A 23,155-nucleotide genomic window follows, 5' to 3' on the forward strand; every position below is an offset into this window, starting at 1 on the left:
ATGTCGCTGCCGCCGGGATAGTGAAGAAAAGAAAGGGGATGAACGGCTAATGCGCTGCCCTGTCTCGCGATGCAACCCCGCCCTGCCGTCTTTCATTCACAGTATATCGAGCCCGATGGCAACAAAACGCACGCCCCCCCGCTCTCCCGGCACTGCCTGCCAAAGGCGCACAGTGCCATTCGCCGCGATCATCCAGTAGCTGCCGTCTGCCGCCGCACTGGCCGCGTCGGTGGCTGATGGCTCGCCATGGCCGCTGGGGTGGGAATGGTAATGGCCGATGACCGAGTTCCCCCCAACCCGCGCTTGACGGTGGGCGGCAATCAGGACCACCGGGTCGACTTCAAAATGCCGTGCGGGATCTTGCGCGACGTTGGCCGTCGGCCTGATTGCGCTTATCCATCCTGCCTCGCCCAGCAAAAGACCGCAAACCTCATCCTGTTCAGCCTGCGCCATAGCGACAACGCGCCGCAGCAAGAGCCTTGCAATACGCACTTTCATGCCTACATCCCTAGCCAATGGGTTCGGGGGTTTCCATCATCGAAACGACGATTGGCGAGGCGCAACAGGGCTTGCGGCTCGACAAGGCGCTTGCCGAACTGCTGCCGGACTTGTCGCGCGAACGGTTGAAGGCGCTGATTGTCGAGGGGCAGGTGACCTCTGGCGGCCGTGCCCTCAACCCATCGATCAAAGTGGCTGCGGGGCAGGTCTTCGCCATCACACTCCCAGCCACGGCCGAATCGGAGGTCGTCGCACAGGATATTCCACTGGTCATTGTCTATGAAGATGCCGACCTGATCGTGATCGACAAGCCTGCGGGCATGGTCGTTCACCCGGCTGTTGGCAATCTCGACGGCACATTGGTAAACGCGTTGCTCCATCATTGCAGAGACAGCCTCTCTGGCATAGGCGGTGTGGCGCGCCCCGGCATTGTGCATCGCATCGACAAAGACACTTCCGGCCTTTTGGTCGTTGCTAAGTCGGACAAGGCTCACGAAGGCTTGGCCCATCAGTTCAGCACACACAACATCGACCGGCTCTATTCCGCCATCGTGTACGGCATTCCTAATCCAGCAGCTGGCATAGTGGATACGTGGATCGGGCGATCGAATAGCGATCGCAAGAAAATGGCGGTTCATCCGGACGGGAGGGGCAAGCGTGCCGTTACCCATTATCGCGTGATCGACCGGATGCGGGGTGCAGCCCTGATTGAATGCAGATTGCAAACTGGTCGGACCCACCAAGTCCGCGTCCATCTGACACATCTGGGTCATCCCTTGATCGGAGACCCCGTTTACGGTAGAGAAAGAAAAGGTTTCAAATCAATACTGGAAACGCTGGGTTTCAAAAGGCAGGCATTGCACGCCAAAAGGCTGGGGTTCATACATCCGGTGTCCGGGGAAAAGCTCAGCTTCGATAGCGCACTGCCCACCGATATGCAGGAACTGTTAAGCGAGCTCTACGTATAGTTTTGGACAAGTTTGCGACGGCGTTCTGGATGCCACTTTTGGGTCCAGCCTCGCATGAAAGGGAAAGGTGAAGCGACATGGCTGATAAAAGCAATGTCCCCGCGGTTCCGGCGCTGGGCGGTGAAGCCAGCCTCAACCGCTATCTTTCGGAAATCCGTAAATTTCCGATCCTCAAGCCCGAACAGGAATATATGCTCGCCAAGCGATATGCCGAGCATCAGGATCCTGAAGCGGCGGCGCAGCTGGTGACATCTCACCTCCGCTTGGTCGCAAAGATCGCCATGGGCTATCGCGGCTACGGCCTGCCGGTTAGCGAACTTATCAGCGAGGGCAATATTGGCCTGATGCAGGGCGTGAAGAAGTTCGAGCCGGAGCGTGGCTTTCGCTTGGCGACTTACGCCATGTGGTGGATCCGTGCTTCGATCCAGGAATTCATCCTGCGGTCGTGGAGCTTGGTCAAGATGGGCACCACCGCAGCGCAGAAGAAGCTGTTTTTCAACCTTCGCCGGATGAAAAACAATATCGAGGCGTTCGAAGATGGAGACCTCCACCCTGAAGACGTCAGGAAAATCGCGACTGATCTAGGTGTTAGCGAAGAAGACGTGATCTCCATGAATCGTCGCATGGCGATGGGCGGCGACACATCGCTCAACGTCCCCATGCGAGAAGATGGCGAAGGTCAATGGCAGGACTGGTTGGCTGACACCGATCCGTTGCAGGACGAGCGGGTTGCGGACGAGCAGGAAAAGACGCTGCGTCACGACATGCTTGTCGAGGCGATGGACGACCTGAATGATCGCGAAAAGCACATCCTCGCCGAACGGCGGCTGGCTGAAGAGCCTAAGACGCTCGAAGAACTTAGCCAGGTTTACGGCGTGTCTCGTGAGCGGGTCCGCCAGATCGAGGTCCGCGCCTTTGAAAAGCTACAGAAGGCGATGATGCGGATTGCAGGCGACCGACTGGGCAAGATGCGGCTTGTGCTCGCCTGAGCGACGCCTAACAGTAGAGACAGGCCCCGGACCCATCCGGGGCCTTTCTGTAGCCATGAAGCATGGCAGCTGCTCAGCGGTCCCGCCAATGTCTTCAAGATCGTAATAACTCGAAAAATTGAGACGACGGGTTAACCTTCTGAATTGTCCATCGACACACCGCTTATGGCGTCCATAAACTGATCGAGCCGAGCCTCATCATCATACAGCGCGTCAGACATTGACGTGCCGGAACGTTTGATTTCATTCTGCGGTTTACCAATCTGCAGGGTGCTGATCGAGCGCGTTGAGGAAGCCGTAGTTTGCCCGAGGATGCAGGTCGAGCGCCCGCTCAAGCTGCACTCCCGCTCCCCAGTTAGATAAGCAAGCCGAGTTCAACTGCGCTCAGCAATGTTTTGGATGGCCAGACTCCCATGTCAATCTGCAGGATGTAGTCGGGCGTCATGTCAGAGCGCATAGTTCACTCTTACGCCAGCCAAATAGCAGGCGAGCAAGAAACGGCCTTCCCCCTCTCATAGTATCAATTCCCACAGGAAGCGTCTGCCACACGCATCCGATCGTACTCAGCGGCTTGAACGCGTGCTGAATCGCGCTACGACGCATGGCATGATTGCCCGTGCCGCTGCCCCTCGCCGTATTTCCCGTTGGCTCGGCATTTTCTTCAAAGCTATCGGCGGGTTTGTCATTCTTTCGCTGTTGCTTGTAGCTCTTTATCGCTTCGTGCCGCCTCCAGTGACGCTGACGATGCTGCTTGATCCGAACGGCATCACTAAGGATTGGGTCAGCCTAGACGAGATTGACCCTGACATGGCACGCGCCGCCATCGCGGCCGAGGATAGCCGTTTTTGCAGCCACCATGGCTTCGATACGGTGGCCATCGCACAGGCGTTGCGCCACAATGCCAGTGGCAGACGCATCCGGGGCGGTTCAACCATCAGCCAACAGACAGCGAAGAACGTGTTCCTGTTTCAAGGCGGCGGCTTTATCCGCAAGGGGTTTGAAGCCTGGTTCACCCTGTTGATCGAAGCAATCTGGGGCAAGCGGCGGATCATGGAAATCTATCTGAACGTCGCGGAAACCGGCCTTGGCACCTATGGCGTCCAGGCAGGCGCGATTCGTTATTTCCATCACGGCGCTGGCAGACTGAGCAGGGCCGAAGCGGCCCGTATCGCGGCAGTACTACCTTTGCCCAAAAAGCGCGCCGCCGTCGCCCCAGGCGGCTTCACGCGCCGCTACGGCAACAGCATCGCAAGCCGTATCCGCGTGGTCTCCCGCGACGAATTGGATAGCTGCCTTCGGTGAGAATGTGCAGAACGCCGCTCGAGCTGCTCCCTAAAGGACGTGGCCGTATATCGTCGTTTACAGACCACCTGTCGTCGGTCGGCACAAATAAGTTTGCAGCTCAGAGGCGCGATGGAGAACAACTGGCTCGGTGCCAGCAGCCCTTTGAGCCTTTGGCACGACAACGGCGAGGCCCTGTTCAACGAATCCCATAAAAAATGCTCGCCCGGACCACTCCGGGCGAGCCATTTTGCACTTTCGAATCGAGGGCTATCAGGCTGCGTCTTCAGCCCTTTTGTCCTTTTCGCTAAACACACGGATCGGTTCCTTTGTGCCTGCAACGACATCCTTGTCCACAACGACTTCGCCGACACCTTCCATCGAAGGCAAGTCGAACATCGTATCGAGCAGGATTGATTCCAGGATCGAACGCAAGCCGCGAGCACCCGTCTTGCGCTCGATCGCTCGCTTGGCGATCGCCGTCAGCGCATCATCGGTGAAGCTCAGCTCAACATTCTCCATGTCGAACAGCTTACCATATTGCTTCACCAGCGCATTTTTCGGCTCGACGAGAATTTTGACCAGCGCATTCACGTCCAGATCTTCAAGCGTCGCTATGACCGGCAAACGGCCTACAAATTCAGGGATTAGCCCGAACTTCAGCAGATCTTCCGGTTCACTCTGGCGCAGCAATTCGCCGGTCTTTCGTTCTTCGGGAGCCGCGACATAGGCGCCAAAGCCGATCGATTTGGCTTCCAAGCGGTCACCGATGATCTTTTCAAGTCCCGCAAACGCACCTCCGCAGATGAAGAGGATATTGGTGGTGTCGACCTGCAAGAACTCCTGCTGTGGATGTTTTCTGCCACCCTGCGGCGGGACGGAGGCAGTCGTGCCTTCCATCAACTTCAATAGCGCCTGCTGCACCCCCTCACCCGATACGTCACGCGTGATGGAAGGGTTCTCGGCCTTGCGGCTGATCTTGTCGATCTCGTCGATATAGACGATGCCGCGCTGTGCTTTTTCGACATTATAGTCAGACGCCTGCAGCAGCTTGAGGATGATGTTCTCGACATCTTCACCCACATAGCCCGCCTCGGTCAGCGTCGTGGCGTCGGCCATTGTAAAGGGAACGTCAAATGTCTTGGCGAGGGTCTGCGCGAGCAGCGTTTTGCCGCAACCGGTCGGTCCCACCAGCAAGATGTTGGACTTGGCCAATTCCACCTCGCCCGGCTTGCTGCCGTGATTGAGGCGCTTGTAATGGTTATGAACTGCGACTGACAGGACACGCTTCGCCCGGTTTTGGCCGATCACATAGTCGTCCAGCACATCGCAGATTTCCTGCGGAGTAGGTACGCCGCCATCCTTTTTGCCGACGAGACCACCCTTGGTCTCTTCCCGGATGATGTCGTTACATAATTCGACGCACTCATCGCAGATGAACACGGTCGGCCCCGCGATCAGCTTTCGCACCTCATGCTGCGACTTGCCGCAGAAGGAGCAGTAAAGCGTACTTTTGGAATCGGAGCCCGTAAGCTTAGTCATTCGCCAATCTTTCCTCCCTGCCCTTTGCGAACGCCGCGCCAGTCCAGGGATATTTCGGTCCTAGGATCATCCTAGACCGCGTCACGCCGGTTTCACAAGGGGAGAAACGGCGCGCGCGATCAAGATCCATGTTAACTTTCCGTCGAGTCCGGCATCGCCGGCCGACGATCGAATACCTCGTCCACCAAGCCAAAGGCCTTTGCTTCTTCCGCCTCCAGAAATGTGTCGCGGTCCATGGCCCGCTCGATCTCTTCCAGCGGACGGCCCGTATATGTTGCGTAGAGGCTATTCAGCCGCTGACGGATACGCAGTATTTCCTTCGCCTGGATTTCGATATCGCTCGCCATGCCTTGCGCGCCGCCTGAAGGCTGGTGAACCATGATCCGGGCATTGGAGAGAGCAATCCGCTTGCCCGGCTCGCCCGCCGCGAGCAGAAAGCTGCCCATGGATGCCGCCTGTCCGATGCACACGGTGCCTACCTGCGGACGGATATATTTCATCGTATCGTGGATCGCCATGCCCGCCGTCACCACGCCGCCGGGCGAGTTGATGTACATCCAGATGTCCTTCTTCGGATTTTCCGATTCGAGGAATAACAGCTGGGCAACGATCAGCGATGCCATGTGATCTTCGACCTGGCCGGTGATGAAGATGATCCGTTCGCGCAGCAGGCGTGAATAAATGTCGAAGCTTCGCTCTCCGCGATTCGATTGCTCGATGACGATAGGAACCAGCGCGGCCATGGGATCAGACATGATATCAGTCATTATGCTCTTTCAGCTAAGTGCTTTTGCCCGGACACTACATCGGCACAAAAGCGGGGCGGTTCAAGGGGGCGCGTGAACAGACGTTGGCGTCAGTCGCGGCGGGCGAAGTCGGACGGCGCGCGAAATCCCAGATAGGCAAGGCGGCGCACTTCGCGGCGCCCGCGAACGACCGTATCGAGGATGAGGCCGCAGGTGCCTGACAGGGTTGCGAGGATCATGAGGCCGGTGACCAGGATCGCGGTCGGAAAACGCGGGACCAGCCCCGTTTCCATATAGGTGAGGATGAGTGGGGTTGCCAAAATTAATCCGGTTGCGGCGAGCAAAACCGCGAAGGAACCAAAGAACAGAATAGGACGCTCGATCCGGTAAAGAGTGATAATCGTTCGCAATATGCGCCAGCCATCTCGATAGGTGCTGAGTTTGCTGACGGAGCCTTCGGGGCGGGCGCCATAAGCCGTCAGCATTTCGGACACCGGCATGGACAGTTCGAGCGCGTGGACGCTGATTTCGGTTTCGATCTCAAAGCCGGCGGACAGGACGGGGAAGCTTTTGACGAAGCGGCGGGAGAAGACGCGATATCCCGACAGAATGTCAGTGAAGGTGCGACCGAACAGCTGTTTGAGAAGACTGGTCAGCGCCCAATTGCCGAAGCGGTGGCCACGGCGATACGCCTCGTCGGCTTCGCTCTTGCGCGTACCCACGACCATGTCGAGATTATCTTCCAGCATCGCCGCCACCATGCGCGGGGCCGCGGCGGCTTCATAGGTCGCGTCGCCATCGGCCATGACATAGATGTCCGCGTCCACATCCGCGAACATGCGGCGGACGACATGCCCCTTGCCCTGTTGCGACACGCGGCGGACAATCGCGCCAGCGGCGGCAGCCAGATCGGCGCTGCCGTCACTGCTGTTATTGTCGAACACATAGATGTCAGCCGCCGGGAAGGCGCGGCGGAAATCCCGGACCGTCTGCACGATCGCGCCTGCTTCATTGTAGCAGGGCAGGATGACCGCGATCCGGGGCGTGGAGATCCCCTCTGCGCCCTCCACTGCCGGAAATTCCTTCATCGCCCCCACACCTTTTACGTCCCTGCATTCAGACCCCGCATGAACGGGCTGGATTAACATTTCATCTGCCACGCCAAGTCAGAAATGAAAAGCGTCCGTCCTTCCCCCGGAAAGACGGACGCCTTTTCATGTTCCTGGCCTTACGCCCGCCGGATCGACCGGGGGACAAGGATGGCGCAGGGCCTGCCTGTCAGATTATTCTGCCTTGGCAGCAGCCTTCTTGGCAGGCGCTTTCTTGGCCTTGGGCTTTTCTGCGGCGGCGGCTTCGTCAGCCACGGCGTCGTCCTTCTTGGCCGCAGCCTTTTTCGCCGGCGCCTTCTTGGCAGGCGCTTCGGCAGCAGGAGCCTCTTCAGCTTCGGTTTCAGCGGCCTTCTTCTTGGGAGCGGCAGCCTTCTTCGCCTTGGGCTTTTCATCATGATCATGGTCATGACCACAGCCCGGCCCGTGGACGTGCGGCTTCAGATCGCCATCTTCGGCCTCGATCGCGGCTTCCAGCTCTTCACGGCTGACAGCGCGTTCGCTGATTTCCGCCTTTTCAAACAGGAAATCGACGACCTTGTCTTCATATAGCGGCGCGCGCAGCTGGGCGGCGGCCATCGGGTCCTGACGGACATATTGGACGAAACGTTCGCGATCCTGCGGGCCGTACTGCTGAGCCGCCTGCATGATCAGACGATTCATTTCCTGATCGGAAACGGTCACGCCATTGGCCTGGCCGATTTCAGAGAGCAGCAGGCCCAGACGGACGCGACGCACGGCGATGGCGCGATAATCTTCCTTCTCCGCCTCCATCTCCTTGATGGCAGCTTCGGGATCTTCCTCATGACCGGCTTCATGCTGAAGCTGCGCCCAGATCTGGTCGAATTCGGCCTCCACCATGCTGGGCGGCACATCGAAATCATGCGCAGCGGCCAGCTGGTCGAGCAGCTTGCGCTTCATATAGGTCCGCGTCAGGCCATTATGTTCCTGCTCGATCTGGCCCTTCAGCAGCTCCTTGAGCTTGTCCAGACCTTCAAGACCCAGCGACTTGGCGAAATCATCGTCCAGCTTGGGCTTGTCAGCGTTCAGGATCGACTTGACGGTGACGTCGAAAGTCGCGGTCTTGCCAGCAAGATGGGCCGCGCCATAATCTTCAGGGAAAGGAACCGTGATGGTCTTTTCTTCGCCCTTCTTGACGCCGGTCAGCTGTTCTTCGAAGCCCGGAATGAACTGGCCCGAACCGATTTTCAGCTTCACATCTTCAGCCGAACCGCCTTCAAAGGCTTCGCCGTCGATCTTGCCGACGAAATCGATGGTCAGCGTGTCGCCATCCTTCGCCTTGTGCGAAGCGGCATGTTCTTCCAGCGCGCCCTGCTGAACGGCGATGCGACCAGCGGCTTCATCCACCTGCGCGTCGGCGACTTCGACGGTGAGCCGTTCCAGCTTCAAACCATCAATGCTGGGGGCAGCGATTTCCGGCAGCACTTCGAGCGCAACCTTCACTTCGGCATCCTTGCCGAATTCGAACCCTTCATCCAGTTCGACCGACGGCTGCATCGCGGGACGCAGCTTGTTATCGGAAATCAGCTTTTGAATGCTGTCCTGGATGGAGCCGTTGAGGGCGTCCCGCTGCAGCGATTCGCCATGCATCTTCTTGACGAGATTCGCGGGCACCTTTCCGGGGCGGAAGCCGGGCATGCGGACCTGTGGGGCGATGGCGGCCACTTCCTTTTCCACGCGGGCGTCGATATCCTTCGACGTGATGGTCACGGTGTAGGCGCGCTTCAGGCCTTCGTTCAACGTCTCGACAGTCTGCATCTCTTCTCTCAAACGCTTTCTTCAGCTGAATTCAGGTGGCGCCTGGTATGACGCTAAGGCCGGGCGCACTGGTGCGGGCGAAGGGACTCGAACCCCCACATCTTGCGATACCAGAACCTAAATCTGGCGCGTCTACCAGTTTCGCCACGCCCGCATCGGTCGCCGGTCGGCGCGGCATAGAGAAAAGCGTCCGGGGAGGCAAGCAATTGTGGATAACAGGCGCGGAACCCACGCCCCTGTCCGCGCGTAGCCCTTCGAAAGGAGAGATATATGGCTACTCAGCCCGACCCCGATCCAATCAATGTCCCGTCGCCGGACACCATCCAGCCGCAATCGCCGCCGGAGGCTCCCCCGCCCTTGTCGCCTGATGAAACGCCGCGCGAAGAGCCGCCTGGCTTTGTCCCCACGCGGCCCGATTACGACCAGCCCGATCGTTCGATTCCAGAGATACCGCCGGACTGAGGCGCGGGGACTTTTTGTCGCATCACCGAAATTATCCACGCCGCCCGAATTCCATATTCGGGCGCTGGACAGGTCCTTGCAGGCATGATTGAACCGCAACAACATGGGTAGCGGGAGAGGCGCGGTTGGCAAAAGGGAGTCCACGTGCATCAGGTTCGCGCCAAGTTGGATTGGTTCAAAACGGTCATTCTGCCGCAGGAACCGGCCCTTAGGGGTCGTTTGCGTCGAATATTGCCTGCGACCCAGGAATTGGACGATATGGTGGCGGAGGTCCTGACCCGCGCCTATGCGACAGAAAATTGGCAAAATGTGCTGACTGGCCGTGCCTATCTGTTCACGATCGCACGCAACCTGGTTATCGACACCGCCCGCCGCAACAAAATCGTCAGCTTCGAAACGATTGCCGACCTGGAATTATTGCAAGGCGGGCATAATCTGGAGGCGCAGATCCAAGCCCGTGAAGAGCTGCGCCAGGTCGAACGGATCGTCGCCACGTTGCCGCCGCAGTGCCGCAAGGTGTTCATCCTGCGCCGCGTTCACGAAAAATCCATGCTGGAAATAGCGGCAGAAATGTCCCTGTCCGTTTCTACAGTTGAAAAACATCTGGCCAAAGCGATCGGGATAGTTATGCGGGCTTGGTCGGAACGCGAGGAAACGGATTTCGAACGTGCAGGCGTCGGGCCCAGGTTCAAACTGCGGAGGCAGGAACGAGATAGAGAGGGAAGCCGCGCGCCTGCTGGCTAAGCTGCTAAGCGACCCTAAGCCACAGGACGAAGCCGAACTTTGGGCATGGGTCGAGGCGGATGCCCGCCATGCCGTCGCCTTTGCCAAGGCGCAGGCCGCCTGGGACGCGGCAGAACGGCTGAAATGCGCTGCGACGAAAATCGCATTGGCGGTCCCGACCGATGTCGTTGGTGAATATCACAGACGGCGGACTTCCCAAAAATGGTGGATCGCTGCGGCTGTCGCGGGAACGATGATCGTCATCGCGGCGCTTATCCTGCTTTACGGCTTTGGCGCGACAGGCCGCTGAGTAGAGGATCAGAACCAGAAGCGCACGCCGGCGACAAGGCTGGTCGCCGATGCGCCGTCGCCCGCAGCGCGGGTGAACCGAGCCGTATCACCCAGCTTGCGTTCCCAGTTCAGCCCGACATAGGGCGCAAATTCGCGCGCCACTTCATAACGGAACCGCAATCCCAGTTCGATGTCCGACAGACCGGCGCCGATGTTCAATTCGCGCACATCCTGCGCTGCGATATTCAGCTCCACTGCGGGTTGCAGGATCAGGCGCTGGGTGATGCGCTGGTCATAGCTGCCCTCCAGCCGCAGGTGCGCGTCGCCCCGATTCGACAGGAACGCCTGGGCGCTGACTTCGAACCAATAGGGCGCGAGGCCGTCGATGCCGATCACGGCATAGCTGCGCTGCGGTTTGGGACGGATGTCGTGGCGCACCCCAAACTCCAGATTGAACCAGGGGTCGATGGCCCGGCTGAACAGTGCCTGTAGCTCGGCGCTTTCCAAGGGTCCGCCAAATGCCCCCTCCCCTTCCGTCTTGACGGCCAGGCGGTTGATGTCGCCGCCGATCCAACCTTCGCCTTCCCAATGATAGCCGTTCGCCCCCCGTGCGGATCGATATTCTAATCGGTCCAGCATCCAGCGGGAAAAGATCATGCCGCCATTTTCCTTCACCATCAGGCGGCGGGCGCGGGCCATGGCGGCTGGGCCGTAGACTGCGTCGGCGGCATGATCGGTTGGCGGGGGTGGAGCGATGCCGTGTGGAATGGGCACGCTCGCCGCTGGCGGGCCATGACCGGCGTGAGGGTCTGGAGGTGGCGTCTTTTCAGGAGGTTGATGGGAGGAATGATCCTGCTCCATCGCGCCATGGTCCATATGCTGATGGTCCTGCGCCGAAACGGGCAACGGCAGGGTCGCGAGCGTCAGAGCGGCGACGGCGGCGGCAATCGGCTTCACGCCCCTTCTCCGTCATGGCGGACGGTGACGACCCGCATCATGCCCGCATGCATGTGCAGCAGCATGTGGCAGTGGAATGCCCAGTCCCCCAGCGCGTCGGCGGTCAGGTCGAAACTGACCTTGCCGCCCGGCAACACGTTCACACTATGCTTGCGTGGGTTATGATCCCCTGCCCCGGTGACCAGTTCGAAGAAATGGCCGTGCAGATGGATGGGGTGCGGCATCATCGTATCGTTGATGAGGTTCACGCGAATCCGCTCCATATGGCGGAACGCTATGGGCTGCGCCCCGTCCGACAGCTTCACCCCGTCGAACGACCACATATAGCGTTCCATATTGGCGGTCAGGTGAATGTCCAGCGTGCGGCTGGGCGGCCGTCGGTCGCTATTGGGAGTGAGCGATTTGAGGTCGGCATAGGTCAGCACCCGATGGGCGACATGTTCAAGGCCGGTGGGACGGTCAGCGGTGCGATCGACCGGCATGGGGGACAGGGTGGCGACGCCTGGCCCCATCCTGACCTGCGGCGCGACGGTGGGATCGCGCATTTTCATGGCGTGCCGCTCCATCCCGCCATGGCCCATGCCGGACATGTCCATCCCCATGTCCTTCATCCCCAGCAGCGGTCGCGCGCGCAGCGGCGGCACTGGCGCGGTCATGCCGATGCGCGGGGCCAGGGTGGCGCGGACCAGCCCGGAACGGTCGATCGCTTCGGCAATCAGGCCATAGGGCTTTGCTTCTGCGGGCTGGACCACCACGTCATAGGTTTCGGCGATGCCGATCTGAAACTCGTCGGTTTCCACCGGTTGAACATTCTGGCCGTCGCATTGCACCACAGTCATCGGCAGGCCCGGCAGGCGGACGTTGAAGTTGGTCATCGCCGACGCATTGATGATGCGCAGCCTTACCCGTTCGCCGGGGGTGAACAGGCCCGTCCAGTTTTCCGCCGTGCCATGGCCGTTGACCAAAAAGCTATATGTCGACCCGCTGACGTCCGACACATCGGTGGGGTCCATCCGCATCGCGCCCCATCGCAGCCGTTCGCCCAGGCTCTGGTCCTGGCCCGCCAGCAGCCCTGCCAGCGTTTGCCTTTGCATGTTGAAATAGCCGCCATTCTGTTTGAGGCGCTTCAACAGAATGTGCGGGTGAATGGGGCTCCAGTCCGACAATATGACCACATGTTCGCGGGTGGCCTGCACTGGGTCAGGCCCGGCGGGATCGATGACGATCGGGCCATAATGGCCGACAGCTTCCTGCATGCCCGAATGGCTGTGATACCAGTAAGTGCCCGACTGGCGGACGGGGAAGTCGTATACGAACGTTTCGCCCGGCGCGATTCCGGGGAAGCTGACGCCGGGAACGCCGTCCATCTGGAACGGCACGATCAGGCCGTGCCAGTGGATGGACGTATCCTCCTTCAGCCGGTTGGTGACGGCGATGCGGACATTGCTGCCTTCTTTCAAGCGGATGAGCGGCGCGGGCAGCGTGCCGTTGACCGTGACCGCATGCGCCGAACGGCCACCGGTCGAAAAATGGCTTTCGCCGACCGTCAGCGCGATGGCGTCGCCACCCAGCACGTCGGCAGAAGGCGTCAGGCCCTGTGTTCCGCTGCGCGCCCAGGCGGGGAAAGCGCCGCCCGCGCCGAACAGCCCGGCAAGTCCCGCTGCACCCGCGATCAGGCTGCGGCGGTCGATCCTGCCATCGGTCGCGCCGGTCAAACCCATCCTTCCAGAACCTGGTTCGGCGGGCGGTGGCCGTCGGCCCAGCTGCGGATGTTGGCGATAACGCGCGCGCCGGTCGCGTCGCGGCCTTCGAATGTCGCCGACCCCATATGCGGCAACAGCACCACGTTCGACAGCGCCAGCAAACGCGCATCGACCGCCGGTTCATGGGCGTAGACATCCAGCCCGGCTCCCGCAATCCGTCCTTCGGACAGGGCGGCGATCAACGCCGGTTCATCCGTGATCTCAGCGCGTGAAGTGTTGATGAGATAGGCGTCGGGCCGCATGAGGGCGATGCGCCGTGCGTCGATCATCCCCCGGCTGTCGCTGTTGAGCGGACAGTTGATCGTCACGATGTCGCTCTCGGTCAGCAGCGAGTCCACATCGGCATGCCAAGTCGCCGACAATTCCTGTTCAACCTCGAACGGCAGGCGATGGCGGTTGTGATAGGCGACGGTCAGGCCAAAGGCGGCTGCGCGGCGGGCGACGGCGCGGCCGATGCGCCCCATGCCGATGATTCCCAGCCGCTTGCCCCCGATGCGGTGCCCCAGCATGCCCGACGGGCTCCATCCGGGCCACTGACCCGACCGCACCAGCTTTTCCCCCTCCGCAAGCCGCCGGGGCACGGAAAGGATGAGCGCCATGGTCATGTCGGCGGTATCTTCCGTCAGGACGCCCGGCGTGTTGGTGACGATGACGCCCCTGCTGCGGGCAGCGGCAAGGTCGATATGGTCGACCCCGCTGCCGAAACTGGCGATCAGTTGCAGCCGGTCCGGGGCTGCTTCGATCAGGGCGGCGTCGATCTGGTCAGTGACAGAAGGCACCAGCACGTCGCACTGGGCCATTGCGCGAGTGAGGGCGGTGCGATCCATCGGCACGTCGCCCACGTTGAAGACCGTGTCGAACAGATCCGCCATCCGCGCCTCTACATTGGGAGGCAGGCGGCGCGTGACAATCACGCGCGGCGTGGCGGGACGCGATTTCTTGGCCATGCAAGGCCGCTATTCCCCGTTGCCGCGATGGTCAAGCGCTTATGCCGAAGCGGAACCAGCCTGACAGAAAGACAGTAGTTGTCGGGCAGGGTTGGCAACGGCTATGGTCGCACATGTGAAATCAAGGGAAACAGATCGGCCATGAAGGGGTATCTGATCGGCGCGGGAGCGATCGCAGCGCTCTGCGTCGCGGGGGGAGCATCGGCGTCGCCCAAAAAGGCCGTGCCCTATTGGGCGTCCATCAGTCAGGATGAAGCGCGGATGCGCGTGGGGCCTAGCCTGGATTACCCGTCCAACTGGGTCTATCGCCGCCGCGACCTGCCGGTAAAAGTGGTTCAGGTCCTGGGCCTTTGGCGCAAGGTCGAGGACCCTGCCGGGACGCAGGGCTGGATGCATGTCCGGCTGCTGAGCGATACTGCGACGGCCATCGTGACGGCTCCGGTTGCGCCGATGCGCGCCGCCGCCGACGATGGCGCGCGCACGGTGTATCGCGCGGAAAAAGGCGTGGTGGGCCGCCTGACGTCCTGCAATGACGGCTGGTGCGCTTTTGACGTGGGCGGGCAGAAGGGGTTTGTGCGCGCCAGCAACATCTGGGGGGCGACGCAGTAGCGGATGAGAGCGCGCTGTGTTTAATCGGACGCAGGTCGACAGGCCGTCAGCCCCTGGCCCCTGCGCCATCTTCTTCATTCAGCCGGTCGATATGCATCAACCGCTTCACCAGCGGCGCAAGCGCCATCACCAGCAAGCCGATGCCGATCGACCACCAGCCTATCCGGTCATAGACCGCCAGCACCCCATCGCGCGACGCCACGCCGTCGTCCCCGCCCGTGGCCGCAGCGATCATGCCCGCAGCATATTCGCCCAGCGCCATGGCGAGGAACCAGATTCCCATCATCAGTCCGATCATGCGGGACGGCGCCAGCTTTGACATTGCGGACAGGCCGACGGGCGACAGGCACAGTTCGCCCAGTGTATGGCAGAGGTAGAGGAGGAAGATGAACAGCAGCGGGGTCAGCGTACCAGGCGCGCCGCTGCCTGCGACAAGGACTAGGAAACCCGCCCCCACCAGTGCCAGCGCGAGGCCGAACTTGGCCGGGGTCGATGGTTCCCACCCCCGCTTCGCCAGCCATATCCACAAGGCGGCCATGACTGGGCCGAACAGCAGAATATAGGCCGCGTTCACCGACTGAAACATCGACGCTGGCACGTTGAAGCCCAAAATGCTGCGGTCGGTATAACGGTCGGTGAACAGGGCGAGGGACGACCCCGTCTGTTCATAAAGGCCCCAGAAGATCGGGTTGATGACCAACAGGAACAGCACGGCCAGCATCCGGTCCCGCCCGATACGCTCCATCCGGCCAAAGGCTTCCCAAAAAATATAGGCAACCACCAGCGCGCTGGACACCGCCAGCATCCAGCCGACGATGGCATGTTGCTGTATCAGGAACCAGCATAGCAGGATGGAAAGCAGGCTGGAGAGATAGACCAGCCATTCCCGGCTGATGATGCCGCCCATCCGTTCGGCCAGCCGGGCCGGGTCGGGCGGTTCGCCGCCCCCCTGCAGCAGGGGTCGGCACCAGACAAAGCCGATGACGCCCGCGATCATGCCCACCGACGCCGCGCCAAAACCCCAATGCCAACCCCAGCGCTGCCCCAGATAGCCGCAGATCAGCGGGCCGATGGTCGCACCCACATTGATGCCCATGTAGAAAATCGTATAGGCCGGGTCCCGGCGAATGTCGGCGCGCGGGTAAAGCTGTCCCACCAGCGCGGACACGCTGGATTTGAGGAATCCGGTCCCGGTGATGACGGTGGCAAGGCCAAGCCAGAACAGCCCAAGGCCCATGTCGCCATCTGAAATGCCGCCTTCCAGACCCAGGATGATATGTCCCATGGCAATGACGACGCCGCCGAACAGCACCGCCTTGCGCTGTCCGAGATAGCGGTCGGCCAGATAGCCGCCCATCAACGGCGAAATGTAGATCAGCGACATGTAGGCGCCATAGGCGTAGGACGCGTCCCGATCTGAAAACAGGAAATGCTGCGTCAGGTAGAAAATCAGCAGCGCGCGCATGCCGTAGAAGGAAAAGCGTTCCCACATTTCCACGAAGAACAGCAGGAACAGGCCGCGCGGGTGGCCGAGCCAGGTCCTGCCCGTTTCGCCCCCACCTTCTTTGCCCGCAGTCGAGGTTGAACCTGTCATCCACTTCCCCGCATGCTGTTCCCCCGCCCTGGGAGCCGTGCGAGCGAGCGTAGAGCGGAAATGATAAGCCTGTCAAAGAGCGGGTCGCACTTGCGCGAACCGACGGCGCGCGCCATTTGGCCGACATGTTCAACGATCTTAGCAGCCCGCTTTCGCTTCTTCGCACCCGCCGGTCAGGCAAGCCGCGCGACCTGATCGCGCCCGGCCCCGACGATGAACAGATGCGCCAGATGCTGGAGATCGCGCTGCGGACGCCCGACCATGGCAAGATAGCCCCTTGGCGTTTCGTGATCGTACCGCAGGACAGGCGCGACAGGTTGGCAGCGGTTCTGGACGCGGCCTATCGCGCGGAAAAACCTGGCGCGGGCAGGCTGGAGCTGGAAGCGATGCACCAATTCGCCCATCAGGCACCGACGCTGGTCGTGGCGCTGTCCGCTTCGGTCGCAGGCAGTAAAATCCCTGTGTGGGAACAGGAACTATCCGCAGGGGCCGCCATCATGAACCTGTTGCACGCCGCCCATGCGATGGGCTTTGCCGGGGGATGGCTGACTGGTTGGCCAGCCTATAATGAGGATGTGCGCGCCGCCTTTGCGAAGGATCAGGAGCGCATAGCGGGGTTCCTGTTCATCGGCACGCCGGGCAGGCCACAGGAAGAGCGGCCACGGCCATTATATGATGAAAAAGTGTCGTTGTGGGACAGATAGTTGCCCAGGCACGCCTAGCGGACGCCGGGCTTTGCTTGACCTGAATGGCTGTATTATGGCAGTGATGCACCTATGGCCGAAGAGTCCAAGCCCGTATATCTGCGACTAAGGGAAATCATCGCCGCGTCCATATTGGACGGCAATTATAGCGATGGTGACCTGCTTCCGTCGGTGCGAGCGCTGGCAACGCGGCAGGGCGCAAATCCTCTGACCGTGGCGAAAGCCTATCAATGTTTTCAGGATGACGGACTGATCGTGGTGAAGCGAGGCGTCGGCATGTTCGTGGCCGATGGCGCCAGCCGCCGGTTGCGCGAAGCGGAACGTCGCCGGTTCCTGGACACCGTCTGGCCGCCGGTCGCCGACCAGATCAAACGACTGGGCATCTCTCCTGAAGATCTGGACATCGAGCGCGTCTGATCGGGATTAGCGAGCCGCCAGCTTTTCGCGTTTATCCTTCACATCGGCGGCATAGGCCTGCGCCAGATGCGCGCGCAACATCGGATGACGCGGCGCGAGCGCCACGGCCTTTTCCAGCAAATCGATCGCAGGTTGGCGCGCGCCGTTCGCCAGCAGCACCCAGCCATAGGCATCCGCCGTCACCGGGCTGCCCGGCAACAGGCGATAGGCATTAGCGGCATAGGCGCGGGCGGCGCGGGCATCGCCTGATTCCAGCGTGGCGCGAGCAAGGTCGGCCATCAGCAGCGCGTCATTGCTGCCGACGCGCGCCTGGACACCGCGCAAAAGGCGTGTCGCCCCGCGCCAGTCGCCCTGCTGCATCGCCAGCCCCGCCACGATCCGCATAGCGTCTACATCGTTGGGATTTTGGGCGAGATATGTTTTGACGATCTGCGCGGAACGGTTGGCATCGCCCAGCCGCCGCCATGCCGCCGCCAGCCGCAGCACGGCGTCCCTCGAATAGCGGATGTTCGCGCCGGATTCATAAGCGCGTACGGCCTCACGCAACCGTCCGGCGGCGTCAAGCGCGTCGCCCAGCACCAACCATGCCGCCGGGGCGCCTGGATTGGCGCGGCTCAGCAGCGCGGCGCGATCGACCGCCTGATCGGCGCGACCATTGTTCAGCAGGGCGCGGATGTAGGGGATATTTTCGCTGGCGGACGCCGGATCTGCGGGCGCTGGCCCTTGCGCGATCATTGTATCGCGCGGACTGGTGAAGGGGCTGGCGGCGGGGCGTGCGGGCCATGCGGCGCGGGCCAGCATGTCCTGCGCCATGTCCATTTGCCCCATAGCCTCCTGCACGCGCGCGGCAAGCGTCAGGACATAGGGATCGGCATCGCTCTGGGCGACGATGGGGGCGAGCGCCTGGGCCGCGCCGCCATGATCCCCCGCCTCATGCAAGGCGCGTCCCAGCAGGGTGCGGGCGACTTCATTCCCCGGTTGTTCATCGACGAGCGGCGCGAGCGTCTGGGCCGCCAGCACGGCATTGCCATTTTCCACCAATAATATGCCGCGCAGGAGGATTGTCGCCGGTTCTGCGTCCAGCCTGCCGCCGGTGCGCGTCAACAGCGACCGGGCGAGTTCCACCCTGCCCGCGCGCGCCGCCATCACTGACTGCATGAACCAGGCGCGGGCATTGCCCGGATCGATCGCCAGTAGTCGGCGGGATATGCCCAGCATCCGGGATGCAGCGCCACTGTCCGCCAGCGTCGCGCCATATTGTTCAAGCGCGGGGACATTGTCGGGGTCCTGATCCAGCGCGCGTTCGAACCAGGGAAGCGCGGCGGTCAGCCCATATTGTTCCCGCACCAGTTCGCCGCGCACGGTCAGCGCCTTTACGTTGCCGGGCGCGAGTTGCAGCGCGCGATCGGCCGCCAGGATCGCGCCCGCCTGGTCGCCCACCGCCATCCGAAAGCGTGCCATCGCCACCCATGTCTGTGGATCGGCATCATCCAGTTTCAGCGCACGGTCGAACGCGGCGGCGGCAGAACCAACGTCTCCCTTGGCGATCCAGGCGCGCGCCTCAATCCGCGCCGCTATAGCGCGGGAATTGGGGGCGATGTCGGTCATCCGTGCTTCGCGCAGGGCTGCGTCGGCATCGCCCTGAAGCAACAATGCTTCCGCCATCAGATGCCGCGTCGCGCCCACGTCGCCGCTCAATTTTCGGGCATGGTCGATGTGAACGCGCGCCCCTTCGCCGTCATTCAGGTCCAGCAGCGCACGCGCCTGGGCGATGCGCGCGGCGATGGACCCCGGATGGGCGCGAATGGCGTTCATCAACTCGACCCTGGCTGTCCGGGCGTCCCCCTTCGCCAAGGCGAGGACGCCGCGCGACAAGGCGGCGTCCGCCCTGCTCCTATGCCATTGCCACAGCCCCGCCGCCGACAGCAGCGCCACCACGATGGCGGCAAACAGCAGGAAACGGGACCGGCTCAAATGGGTGGTCTCAACGCGCGCCTTCGGGCCACAATATGACCCGCAACGTCTGAATCAGGATCAGGAAATCCAGGAACGGCGTGTAGTTTTTGGCATAATAGAGATCATATTCCAGCTTGTGCCGGGCATCCTCTATCGATGCGCCATAGGGGTAGTTGATCTGGGCCCAGCCAGTGATGCCGGGCTTTACCATGTGCCGTTCCGCATAATAGCGCAGATGCTGTTCCAGATCGTCAACGAACTGACGCCGTTCGGGACGAGGTCCGACGAAGCTCATTTCCCCTTTCAAGACCGTCCAGGTCTGGGGCAGTTCATCGATGCGCAATTTGCGCAGCCAATAGCCCAGGCGCGTGATGCGCGGATCGTCCTTTTCGGCCCAGACGGCCTGGCCGCTGACCTCCGCATCCTGCCGCATCGTGCGCAGCTTCACGATCCAGAATTCCTCGCCGAACAGGCCGACCCGCTGTTGGCGGTAAAAGGCCGGGCCTTTGCTGTCGAGCTTCACCAATATGGCAGCCAGCAGGATGATCGGGCCGGTCAGCAGCAGCAGCAGCGAACTGGCGAGAATGTCGAACAGCCGCTTGGCAATGGTCGACAGGCGACGGCCCGATGAAAAGCCGTCGGAAAAGATCAGCCAGCTGGGGTTTACGCTGTCCAGATCGACGCGCCCGGTCTCACGCTCCAGAAAGGTGGAGATTTCATTCACATGCACGCCGGTGGTCTTGATACGCAGCAGGTCGGACAGCGGCAGCGCGTTGCGCCGTTCCTCCAGCGCAAGCACGACTTCACTTGCGCTCAGGCGGACGACAAAATCGGCGAGATTGTAGATGGCGCTGCGGTTGATCGCTTCCTGGATCACCTGCGGCCCGTCATTCATCGCGATATAGCCGACGATCAGGAAGCCCGAACCCTTGCGCTGTTCCAGTTCACGAATGCGGTTGGCCCGGTCGCCCGCGCCCAGCACGACCAGCCGCCGCTTGAAGGCTTCACCGCCCAGCATCGACCCCAGCAATAGCCGCACCGCCAGCAGCAGCGCGACCGACAGGCTCATGGCGTACAGCGAATTGGATCGCCACAGCGTCAGGTCGGGCAACGCGAAATGCATGACCGACAGGAATATGACGCCCAGCGAAATCGCGACGAGCAGCCGCGCGAGGGCAAAACGGATCGATTGCAGCGCCTCTGTCCCGTAGACACCCACCGCGATCATGCCGGTCTGGATGGCCAGGACAAAGCTCAACAACGGTCCGACGCGCGTGACGATGTGATCCACGTCCATGCCGATCTGGCTGGCACGGATGAGCCAGCCTGCTTCGGCGGCGCAAAGCAGCAGGATGAAGTCCAGCAATCCCAGCAGAAGCACCGCATGCGGTACATAATGTTTGAAAAGCCTGATCATCGGTCGCGCTGATTCCCGGTGCTGGCCGCATGAAAGGGGCCGGTGGTATCGAACCGGCCTGGCGCTGCAAGACGATCCGACGATGATCGGACCCTTGCACGAAATTCGCAAAGATTCTCTGAAGATAGCGTGGTGAAAGCCGGAATGCGGCTAATTGGATCGGGAGAAGGATGGGTTTAGTTACGGTTCACCAGTTGACGGGCCGCGTTGTCGGCGGCGTTTCCCACCAACCGAACGGCGTTGTCAGCAGATTCGGCAGCCTCTGTCACTGTCCGACCCTGCTCATTTTCGCGGTCCTTAGTCAGGTAGAAAAAGCCGATGGCGAGGATCAGCGCAATCGCGATCAGGAAGAAAATGAGGCCGCTGCCACGCTCGTCAGCAGGTTCCGAAGCGTCATGCACTTCAGGATCATCGTCCGGCAGGCCTCTTCCATTTCCTACCACGCGTCCTCTCCTATAACCGCCTCGCCCCATGGAGGCGGGCTTCAGGATCTATTCCGCACTGGATCCGCTTTCGTCTTCTCTTGTTTCCCGTCCCCGGCTCAGCCGATCGACATCATCCATAATCTCATCAAGCACTGCGGTTTCCCTGGTTTCCTGGCTCCTTCGCGAGGGCAGGTCGCCGCTTTCCAATATCTGTTCCAGCGCGGCCCGGCCACGCGCAACGCGGCTCTTGATCGTTCCGACAGCCACGCCACAAATTTCCGCTGCTTCTTCATACGCGAAGCCGCCCGCGCCTACCAGAATCAGTGCTTCGCGCTGTGGTTGCGGCAGCTGCAACAGGGCGCGCTGCATATCCGAAAGCTCCACATGCTTGTCCTGACCCGCAGGAGCAGCCAGCAGGCGATCCGCCGTCAAATCGTCCCAATCACCGCGAAAGCGCGACCGTCGCATCTGCGACAGATAGTGATTGCGCAAGATGATGAAGGTCCAGGCACGCATATTCGTGCCCGCCTGGAATCGTGCACGCGCAGCCCACGCCTTGAGCAGTGTTTCCTGAACCAGATCATCGGCGAGATCACGATTACCCGAAAGTGACCGCCCGAATGCCCGCAAGTGAGGAATGACCGCAGCCAATTCCCGTTTGAAGTCTGAGTCCGACAGCGCCTCGCGCGGTGCTTCCTCATGCTCCACTGAATGGCCCGGCGCCTCGGTCATGGGAACAGCCCCTTCATCGGCCGTCGCCCTCGCCACATGAATCGAAGTCGTCAAAGCCATAAAAGCATCCGCATCCTATACTCATTGCGCCCGACAACCAATGGCTTCACCCTTTATAATATGCCCAAAGCACAATCAGCATCCCGATCACCACCAGAGGCAAGGAAATGCCCAGGATGTAGCGGACGATGTGCGGCGTGGATCCTGAACGAGCGTCTTCGGTAACGATATGCTGTTCATCATCCTGCATTGCGTCGTCTCCCGATCGTTACGCATCAATAACGCGGGGTCAGCGCAGCGGTTCCGCCCACCGTCCAGTCTTTCATCCTGACGCGTACAGCGCTTTACGCCGGCGCGGTTGCTTCATCGAAGAACAGCGCCTGCGAAATTGCTGCCTTTACGGTCGATCGCTGGAAGGGCTTTGTGATCAGGAAGGTCGGCTCGGGCCGTTCTCCCGTCAGCAGCCTTTCGGGGAACGCCGTGATAAAGATCACGGGGACCGAAAATTCCGCGAGAATATCCTTCACCGCGTCGATACCGCTGGAATCATCGGCAAGCTGAATGTCGGCGAGCACAAGGCCCGGCCGCTCAGCCATCGCTTCGCGCACGGCATCTTCACGCGTGACGGCAATCGCCGTGACTTCATGCCCAAGGTCGCGGACGATCGTTTCGATATCCATCGCGATAATGGGTTCATCTTCAATAATCAGGACCTTGGCGCGTGTCTGGGCCTCGATCTCGCTCAACGCTTCTTCCACCAGCGCCTCGACATCGACCGGATCCAGCCCGATGAGGTAACCCACGTCATCGACACTGAAACCTTCAAGCGCGGTCAGCAACAACGCCTGGCGAGGCAATGGGGTCAGTCGAGCGAGCCGAGCCTGCGCCACGGCTTCATGTCCATCGACGCCCGTCAGGACAGGGCCGTCCTCCAGGTGGGATGACGACCAGATCGCGTGGAAAATCTTGTAAAGCCCCAGCCGCGGATCGACATTGGCCGGGAATTCTTCCGGCGCGGCCACGATTGCTTCCAGCGTGGCCCGCACATAAGCGTCGCCATGCGCCTGGCTGCCCGTGAGCGCGCGCGCATAGCGCCGCAGAAATGGAAGGTGGGGGTGCAGTTGCTGTCCTAGAGACATCTGTAAATCTTCTCCCAGCCCAAGGGGGCGCATTGTTCCGAACCATTGTCAGAGGAGGAGGATGGATCGCAGATGCCGATGTGGCAAGCCCCCCGCCCCTGTGAAGCCGC

At 61.2% G+C, this 23,155-nt stretch carries 25 protein-coding genes and 1 tRNA gene; 9 read left to right on the forward strand and 17 right to left on the reverse strand.

Features of this window, described 5'->3' with window-relative positions; genetic code table 11:
• Positions 1-96 precede the first annotated feature (96 nt).
• Positions 97-498 (reverse strand): Mov34/MPN/PAD-1 family protein, encoded by a 402-nt coding sequence (locus ACI3KQ_RS00195; RefSeq protein ID WP_404953619.1) that lies wholly within the window; start codon positions 496-498, stop codon positions 97-99.
• A gap of 17 nt (positions 499-515) precedes the next feature.
• Here ACI3KQ_RS00195 and ACI3KQ_RS00200 point away from each other — a divergent pair, with 17 nt between their 5' ends.
• Both ACI3KQ_RS00200 and rpoH read left to right on the forward strand, forming a co-directional pair.
• Positions 516-1,466, forward strand: a complete 951-nt coding sequence (locus ACI3KQ_RS00200) for an RluA family pseudouridine synthase (protein ID WP_404953621.1) — start codon at positions 516-518, stop codon at positions 1,464-1,466.
• A gap of 77 nt (positions 1,467-1,543) precedes the next feature.
• Complete coding sequence (gene rpoH, locus ACI3KQ_RS00205; RefSeq protein ID WP_404953623.1) at positions 1,544-2,455, forward strand: RNA polymerase sigma factor RpoH; 912 nt, start codon at positions 1,544-1,546, stop codon at positions 2,453-2,455.
• A 131-nt stretch (positions 2,456-2,586) separates the two neighbouring features.
• On the opposite strand, the gene ACI3KQ_RS00210 is transcribed toward rpoH, so the two are convergent.
• Positions 2,587-2,790 carry a hypothetical protein gene (locus tag ACI3KQ_RS00210; protein ID WP_404953625.1) on the reverse strand — a complete coding sequence of 68 codons (204 nt, stop codon included), beginning with the start codon at positions 2,788-2,790 and terminating at the stop codon, positions 2,587-2,589.
• 271 nt (positions 2,791-3,061) lie between these two features.
• Between ACI3KQ_RS00210 and mtgA the strand changes: the two genes are divergently transcribed.
• Positions 3,062-3,757, forward strand: a complete 696-nt coding sequence (gene mtgA, locus ACI3KQ_RS00215) for a monofunctional biosynthetic peptidoglycan transglycosylase (protein WP_404954048.1) — start codon at positions 3,062-3,064, stop codon at positions 3,755-3,757.
• A 252-nt stretch (positions 3,758-4,009) separates the two neighbouring features.
• Here the strand turns inward: mtgA and clpX are convergent, their stop codons facing one another.
• From clpX to ACI3KQ_RS00240, 5 genes are all read right to left on the reverse strand, one after another.
• Entirely contained in the window at positions 4,010-5,278 is a 1,269-nt protein-coding gene (clpX, locus tag ACI3KQ_RS00220) for an ATP-dependent Clp protease ATP-binding subunit ClpX (protein WP_167302863.1), read from the reverse strand.
• Positions 5,279-5,409: 131 nt separating this feature from the next.
• Positions 5,410-6,045 (reverse strand): ATP-dependent Clp endopeptidase proteolytic subunit ClpP, encoded by a 636-nt coding sequence (clpP, locus tag ACI3KQ_RS00225; protein WP_404953627.1) that lies wholly within the window; start codon positions 6,043-6,045, stop codon positions 5,410-5,412.
• A gap of 89 nt (positions 6,046-6,134) precedes the next feature.
• Entirely contained in the window at positions 6,135-7,112 is a 978-nt protein-coding gene (locus ACI3KQ_RS00230; protein ID WP_404953629.1) for a glycosyltransferase family 2 protein, read from the reverse strand.
• 195 nt (positions 7,113-7,307) lie between these two features.
• Positions 7,308-8,909 (reverse strand): trigger factor, encoded by a 1,602-nt coding sequence (gene tig / locus ACI3KQ_RS00235; protein ID WP_404953631.1) that lies wholly within the window; start codon positions 8,907-8,909, stop codon positions 7,308-7,310.
• 69 nt (positions 8,910-8,978) lie between these two features.
• A tRNA-Leu gene (locus ACI3KQ_RS00240) sits at positions 8,979-9,063 on the reverse strand.
• 116 nt (positions 9,064-9,179) lie between these two features.
• Between ACI3KQ_RS00240 and ACI3KQ_RS00245 the strand changes: the two genes are divergently transcribed.
• The 3 genes from ACI3KQ_RS00245 to ACI3KQ_RS00255 all read left to right on the forward strand — a co-directional run bounded on the left by ACI3KQ_RS00245 (position 9,180) and on the right by ACI3KQ_RS00255 (position 10,404).
• A complete protein-coding gene (locus tag ACI3KQ_RS00245) occupies positions 9,180-9,371 on the forward strand; it encodes a hypothetical protein (RefSeq protein ID WP_404953633.1) in 192 nt (63 codons plus the stop codon).
• A 144-nt stretch (positions 9,372-9,515) separates the two neighbouring features.
• Positions 9,516-10,115 (forward strand): RNA polymerase sigma factor, encoded by a 600-nt coding sequence (locus ACI3KQ_RS00250; protein WP_404953635.1) that lies wholly within the window; start codon positions 9,516-9,518, stop codon positions 10,113-10,115.
• Positions 10,039-10,404 carry a hypothetical protein gene (locus tag ACI3KQ_RS00255; protein WP_404953637.1) on the forward strand — a complete coding sequence of 122 codons (366 nt, stop codon included), beginning with the start codon at positions 10,039-10,041 and terminating at the stop codon, positions 10,402-10,404. The genes ACI3KQ_RS00250 and ACI3KQ_RS00255 overlap by 77 nt, the downstream gene beginning before the upstream one ends.
• A gap of 8 nt (positions 10,405-10,412) precedes the next feature.
• Here ACI3KQ_RS00255 and ACI3KQ_RS00260 read toward each other — a convergent pair whose 3' ends face one another.
• From ACI3KQ_RS00260 to ACI3KQ_RS00270, 3 genes are read right to left on the reverse strand one after another with little or no spacing between them, the layout of a single operon-like run.
• A complete protein-coding gene (locus tag ACI3KQ_RS00260) occupies positions 10,413-11,333 on the reverse strand; it encodes a copper resistance protein B (RefSeq protein WP_404954050.1) in 921 nt (306 codons plus the stop codon).
• 5 nt (positions 11,334-11,338) lie between these two features.
• Positions 11,339-13,057 (reverse strand): copper resistance system multicopper oxidase, encoded by a 1,719-nt coding sequence (locus ACI3KQ_RS00265; RefSeq protein WP_404953639.1) that lies wholly within the window; start codon positions 13,055-13,057, stop codon positions 11,339-11,341.
• Complete coding sequence (locus tag ACI3KQ_RS00270) at positions 13,054-14,052, reverse strand: 2-hydroxyacid dehydrogenase (protein WP_404953641.1); 999 nt, start codon at positions 14,050-14,052, stop codon at positions 13,054-13,056. The genes ACI3KQ_RS00265 and ACI3KQ_RS00270 overlap by 4 nt, the downstream gene beginning before the upstream one ends.
• A 141-nt stretch (positions 14,053-14,193) precedes the next feature.
• Between ACI3KQ_RS00270 and ACI3KQ_RS00275 the strand changes: the two genes are divergently transcribed.
• Positions 14,194-14,661, forward strand: a complete 468-nt coding sequence (locus ACI3KQ_RS00275; protein ID WP_404953643.1) for an SH3 domain-containing protein — start codon at positions 14,194-14,196, stop codon at positions 14,659-14,661.
• 46 nt (positions 14,662-14,707) lie between these two features.
• On the opposite strand, the gene ACI3KQ_RS00280 is transcribed toward ACI3KQ_RS00275, so the two are convergent.
• Positions 14,708-16,255, reverse strand: coding sequence for a peptide MFS transporter (locus tag ACI3KQ_RS00280; RefSeq protein ID WP_404953645.1), 1,548 nt, complete (start codon positions 16,253-16,255; stop codon positions 14,708-14,710).
• Positions 16,256-16,380: 125 nt separating this feature from the next.
• Between ACI3KQ_RS00280 and ACI3KQ_RS00285 the strand changes: the two genes are divergently transcribed.
• Positions 16,381-16,959, forward strand: coding sequence for a nitroreductase (locus tag ACI3KQ_RS00285; RefSeq protein ID WP_404954052.1), 579 nt, complete (start codon positions 16,381-16,383; stop codon positions 16,957-16,959).
• Positions 16,960-17,031: 72 nt separating this feature from the next.
• Positions 17,032-17,376 carry a GntR family transcriptional regulator gene (locus ACI3KQ_RS00290; RefSeq protein ID WP_404953647.1) on the forward strand — a complete coding sequence of 115 codons (345 nt, stop codon included), beginning with the start codon at positions 17,032-17,034 and terminating at the stop codon, positions 17,374-17,376.
• A gap of 6 nt (positions 17,377-17,382) precedes the next feature.
• Here the strand turns inward: ACI3KQ_RS00290 and ACI3KQ_RS00295 are convergent, their stop codons facing one another.
• The 6 genes from ACI3KQ_RS00295 to ACI3KQ_RS00320 form a co-directional block, all read right to left on the reverse strand.
• Positions 17,383-19,350: a tetratricopeptide repeat protein gene (locus ACI3KQ_RS00295; protein ID WP_404953649.1), complete on the reverse strand. Its 1,968-nt coding sequence runs from the start codon at positions 19,348-19,350 to the stop codon at positions 17,383-17,385.
• Between the two features lie 10 nt (positions 19,351-19,360).
• Positions 19,361-20,749 (reverse strand): TIGR03013 family XrtA/PEP-CTERM system glycosyltransferase, encoded by a 1,389-nt coding sequence (locus ACI3KQ_RS00300; protein WP_404953651.1) that lies wholly within the window; start codon positions 20,747-20,749, stop codon positions 19,361-19,363.
• 176 nt (positions 20,750-20,925) lie between these two features.
• Positions 20,926-21,192, reverse strand: coding sequence for a hypothetical protein (locus ACI3KQ_RS00305; protein WP_404953653.1), 267 nt, complete (start codon positions 21,190-21,192; stop codon positions 20,926-20,928).
• Positions 21,193-21,240: 48 nt separating this feature from the next.
• Positions 21,241-21,906 (reverse strand): sigma-70 family RNA polymerase sigma factor, encoded by a 666-nt coding sequence (locus ACI3KQ_RS00310; protein WP_404953655.1) that lies wholly within the window; start codon positions 21,904-21,906, stop codon positions 21,241-21,243.
• Between the two features lie 106 nt (positions 21,907-22,012).
• Positions 22,013-22,156, reverse strand: coding sequence for a hypothetical protein (locus ACI3KQ_RS00315; protein WP_404953657.1), 144 nt, complete (start codon positions 22,154-22,156; stop codon positions 22,013-22,015).
• A 94-nt stretch (positions 22,157-22,250) separates the two neighbouring features.
• The gene (locus ACI3KQ_RS00320) at positions 22,251-23,045 is read right to left on the reverse strand and encodes a response regulator (RefSeq protein WP_404953659.1); all 795 of its coding nucleotides are present in this window, start codon (positions 23,043-23,045) and stop codon (positions 22,251-22,253) included.
• Between the last annotated feature and the right edge of the window lie 110 nt (positions 23,046-23,155).

The organism is Sphingobium sp. ZW T5_29, from assembly GCF_044987515.1.
In the GTDB taxonomy this organism is placed as follows: domain Bacteria; phylum Pseudomonadota; class Alphaproteobacteria; order Sphingomonadales; family Sphingomonadaceae; genus Sphingobium.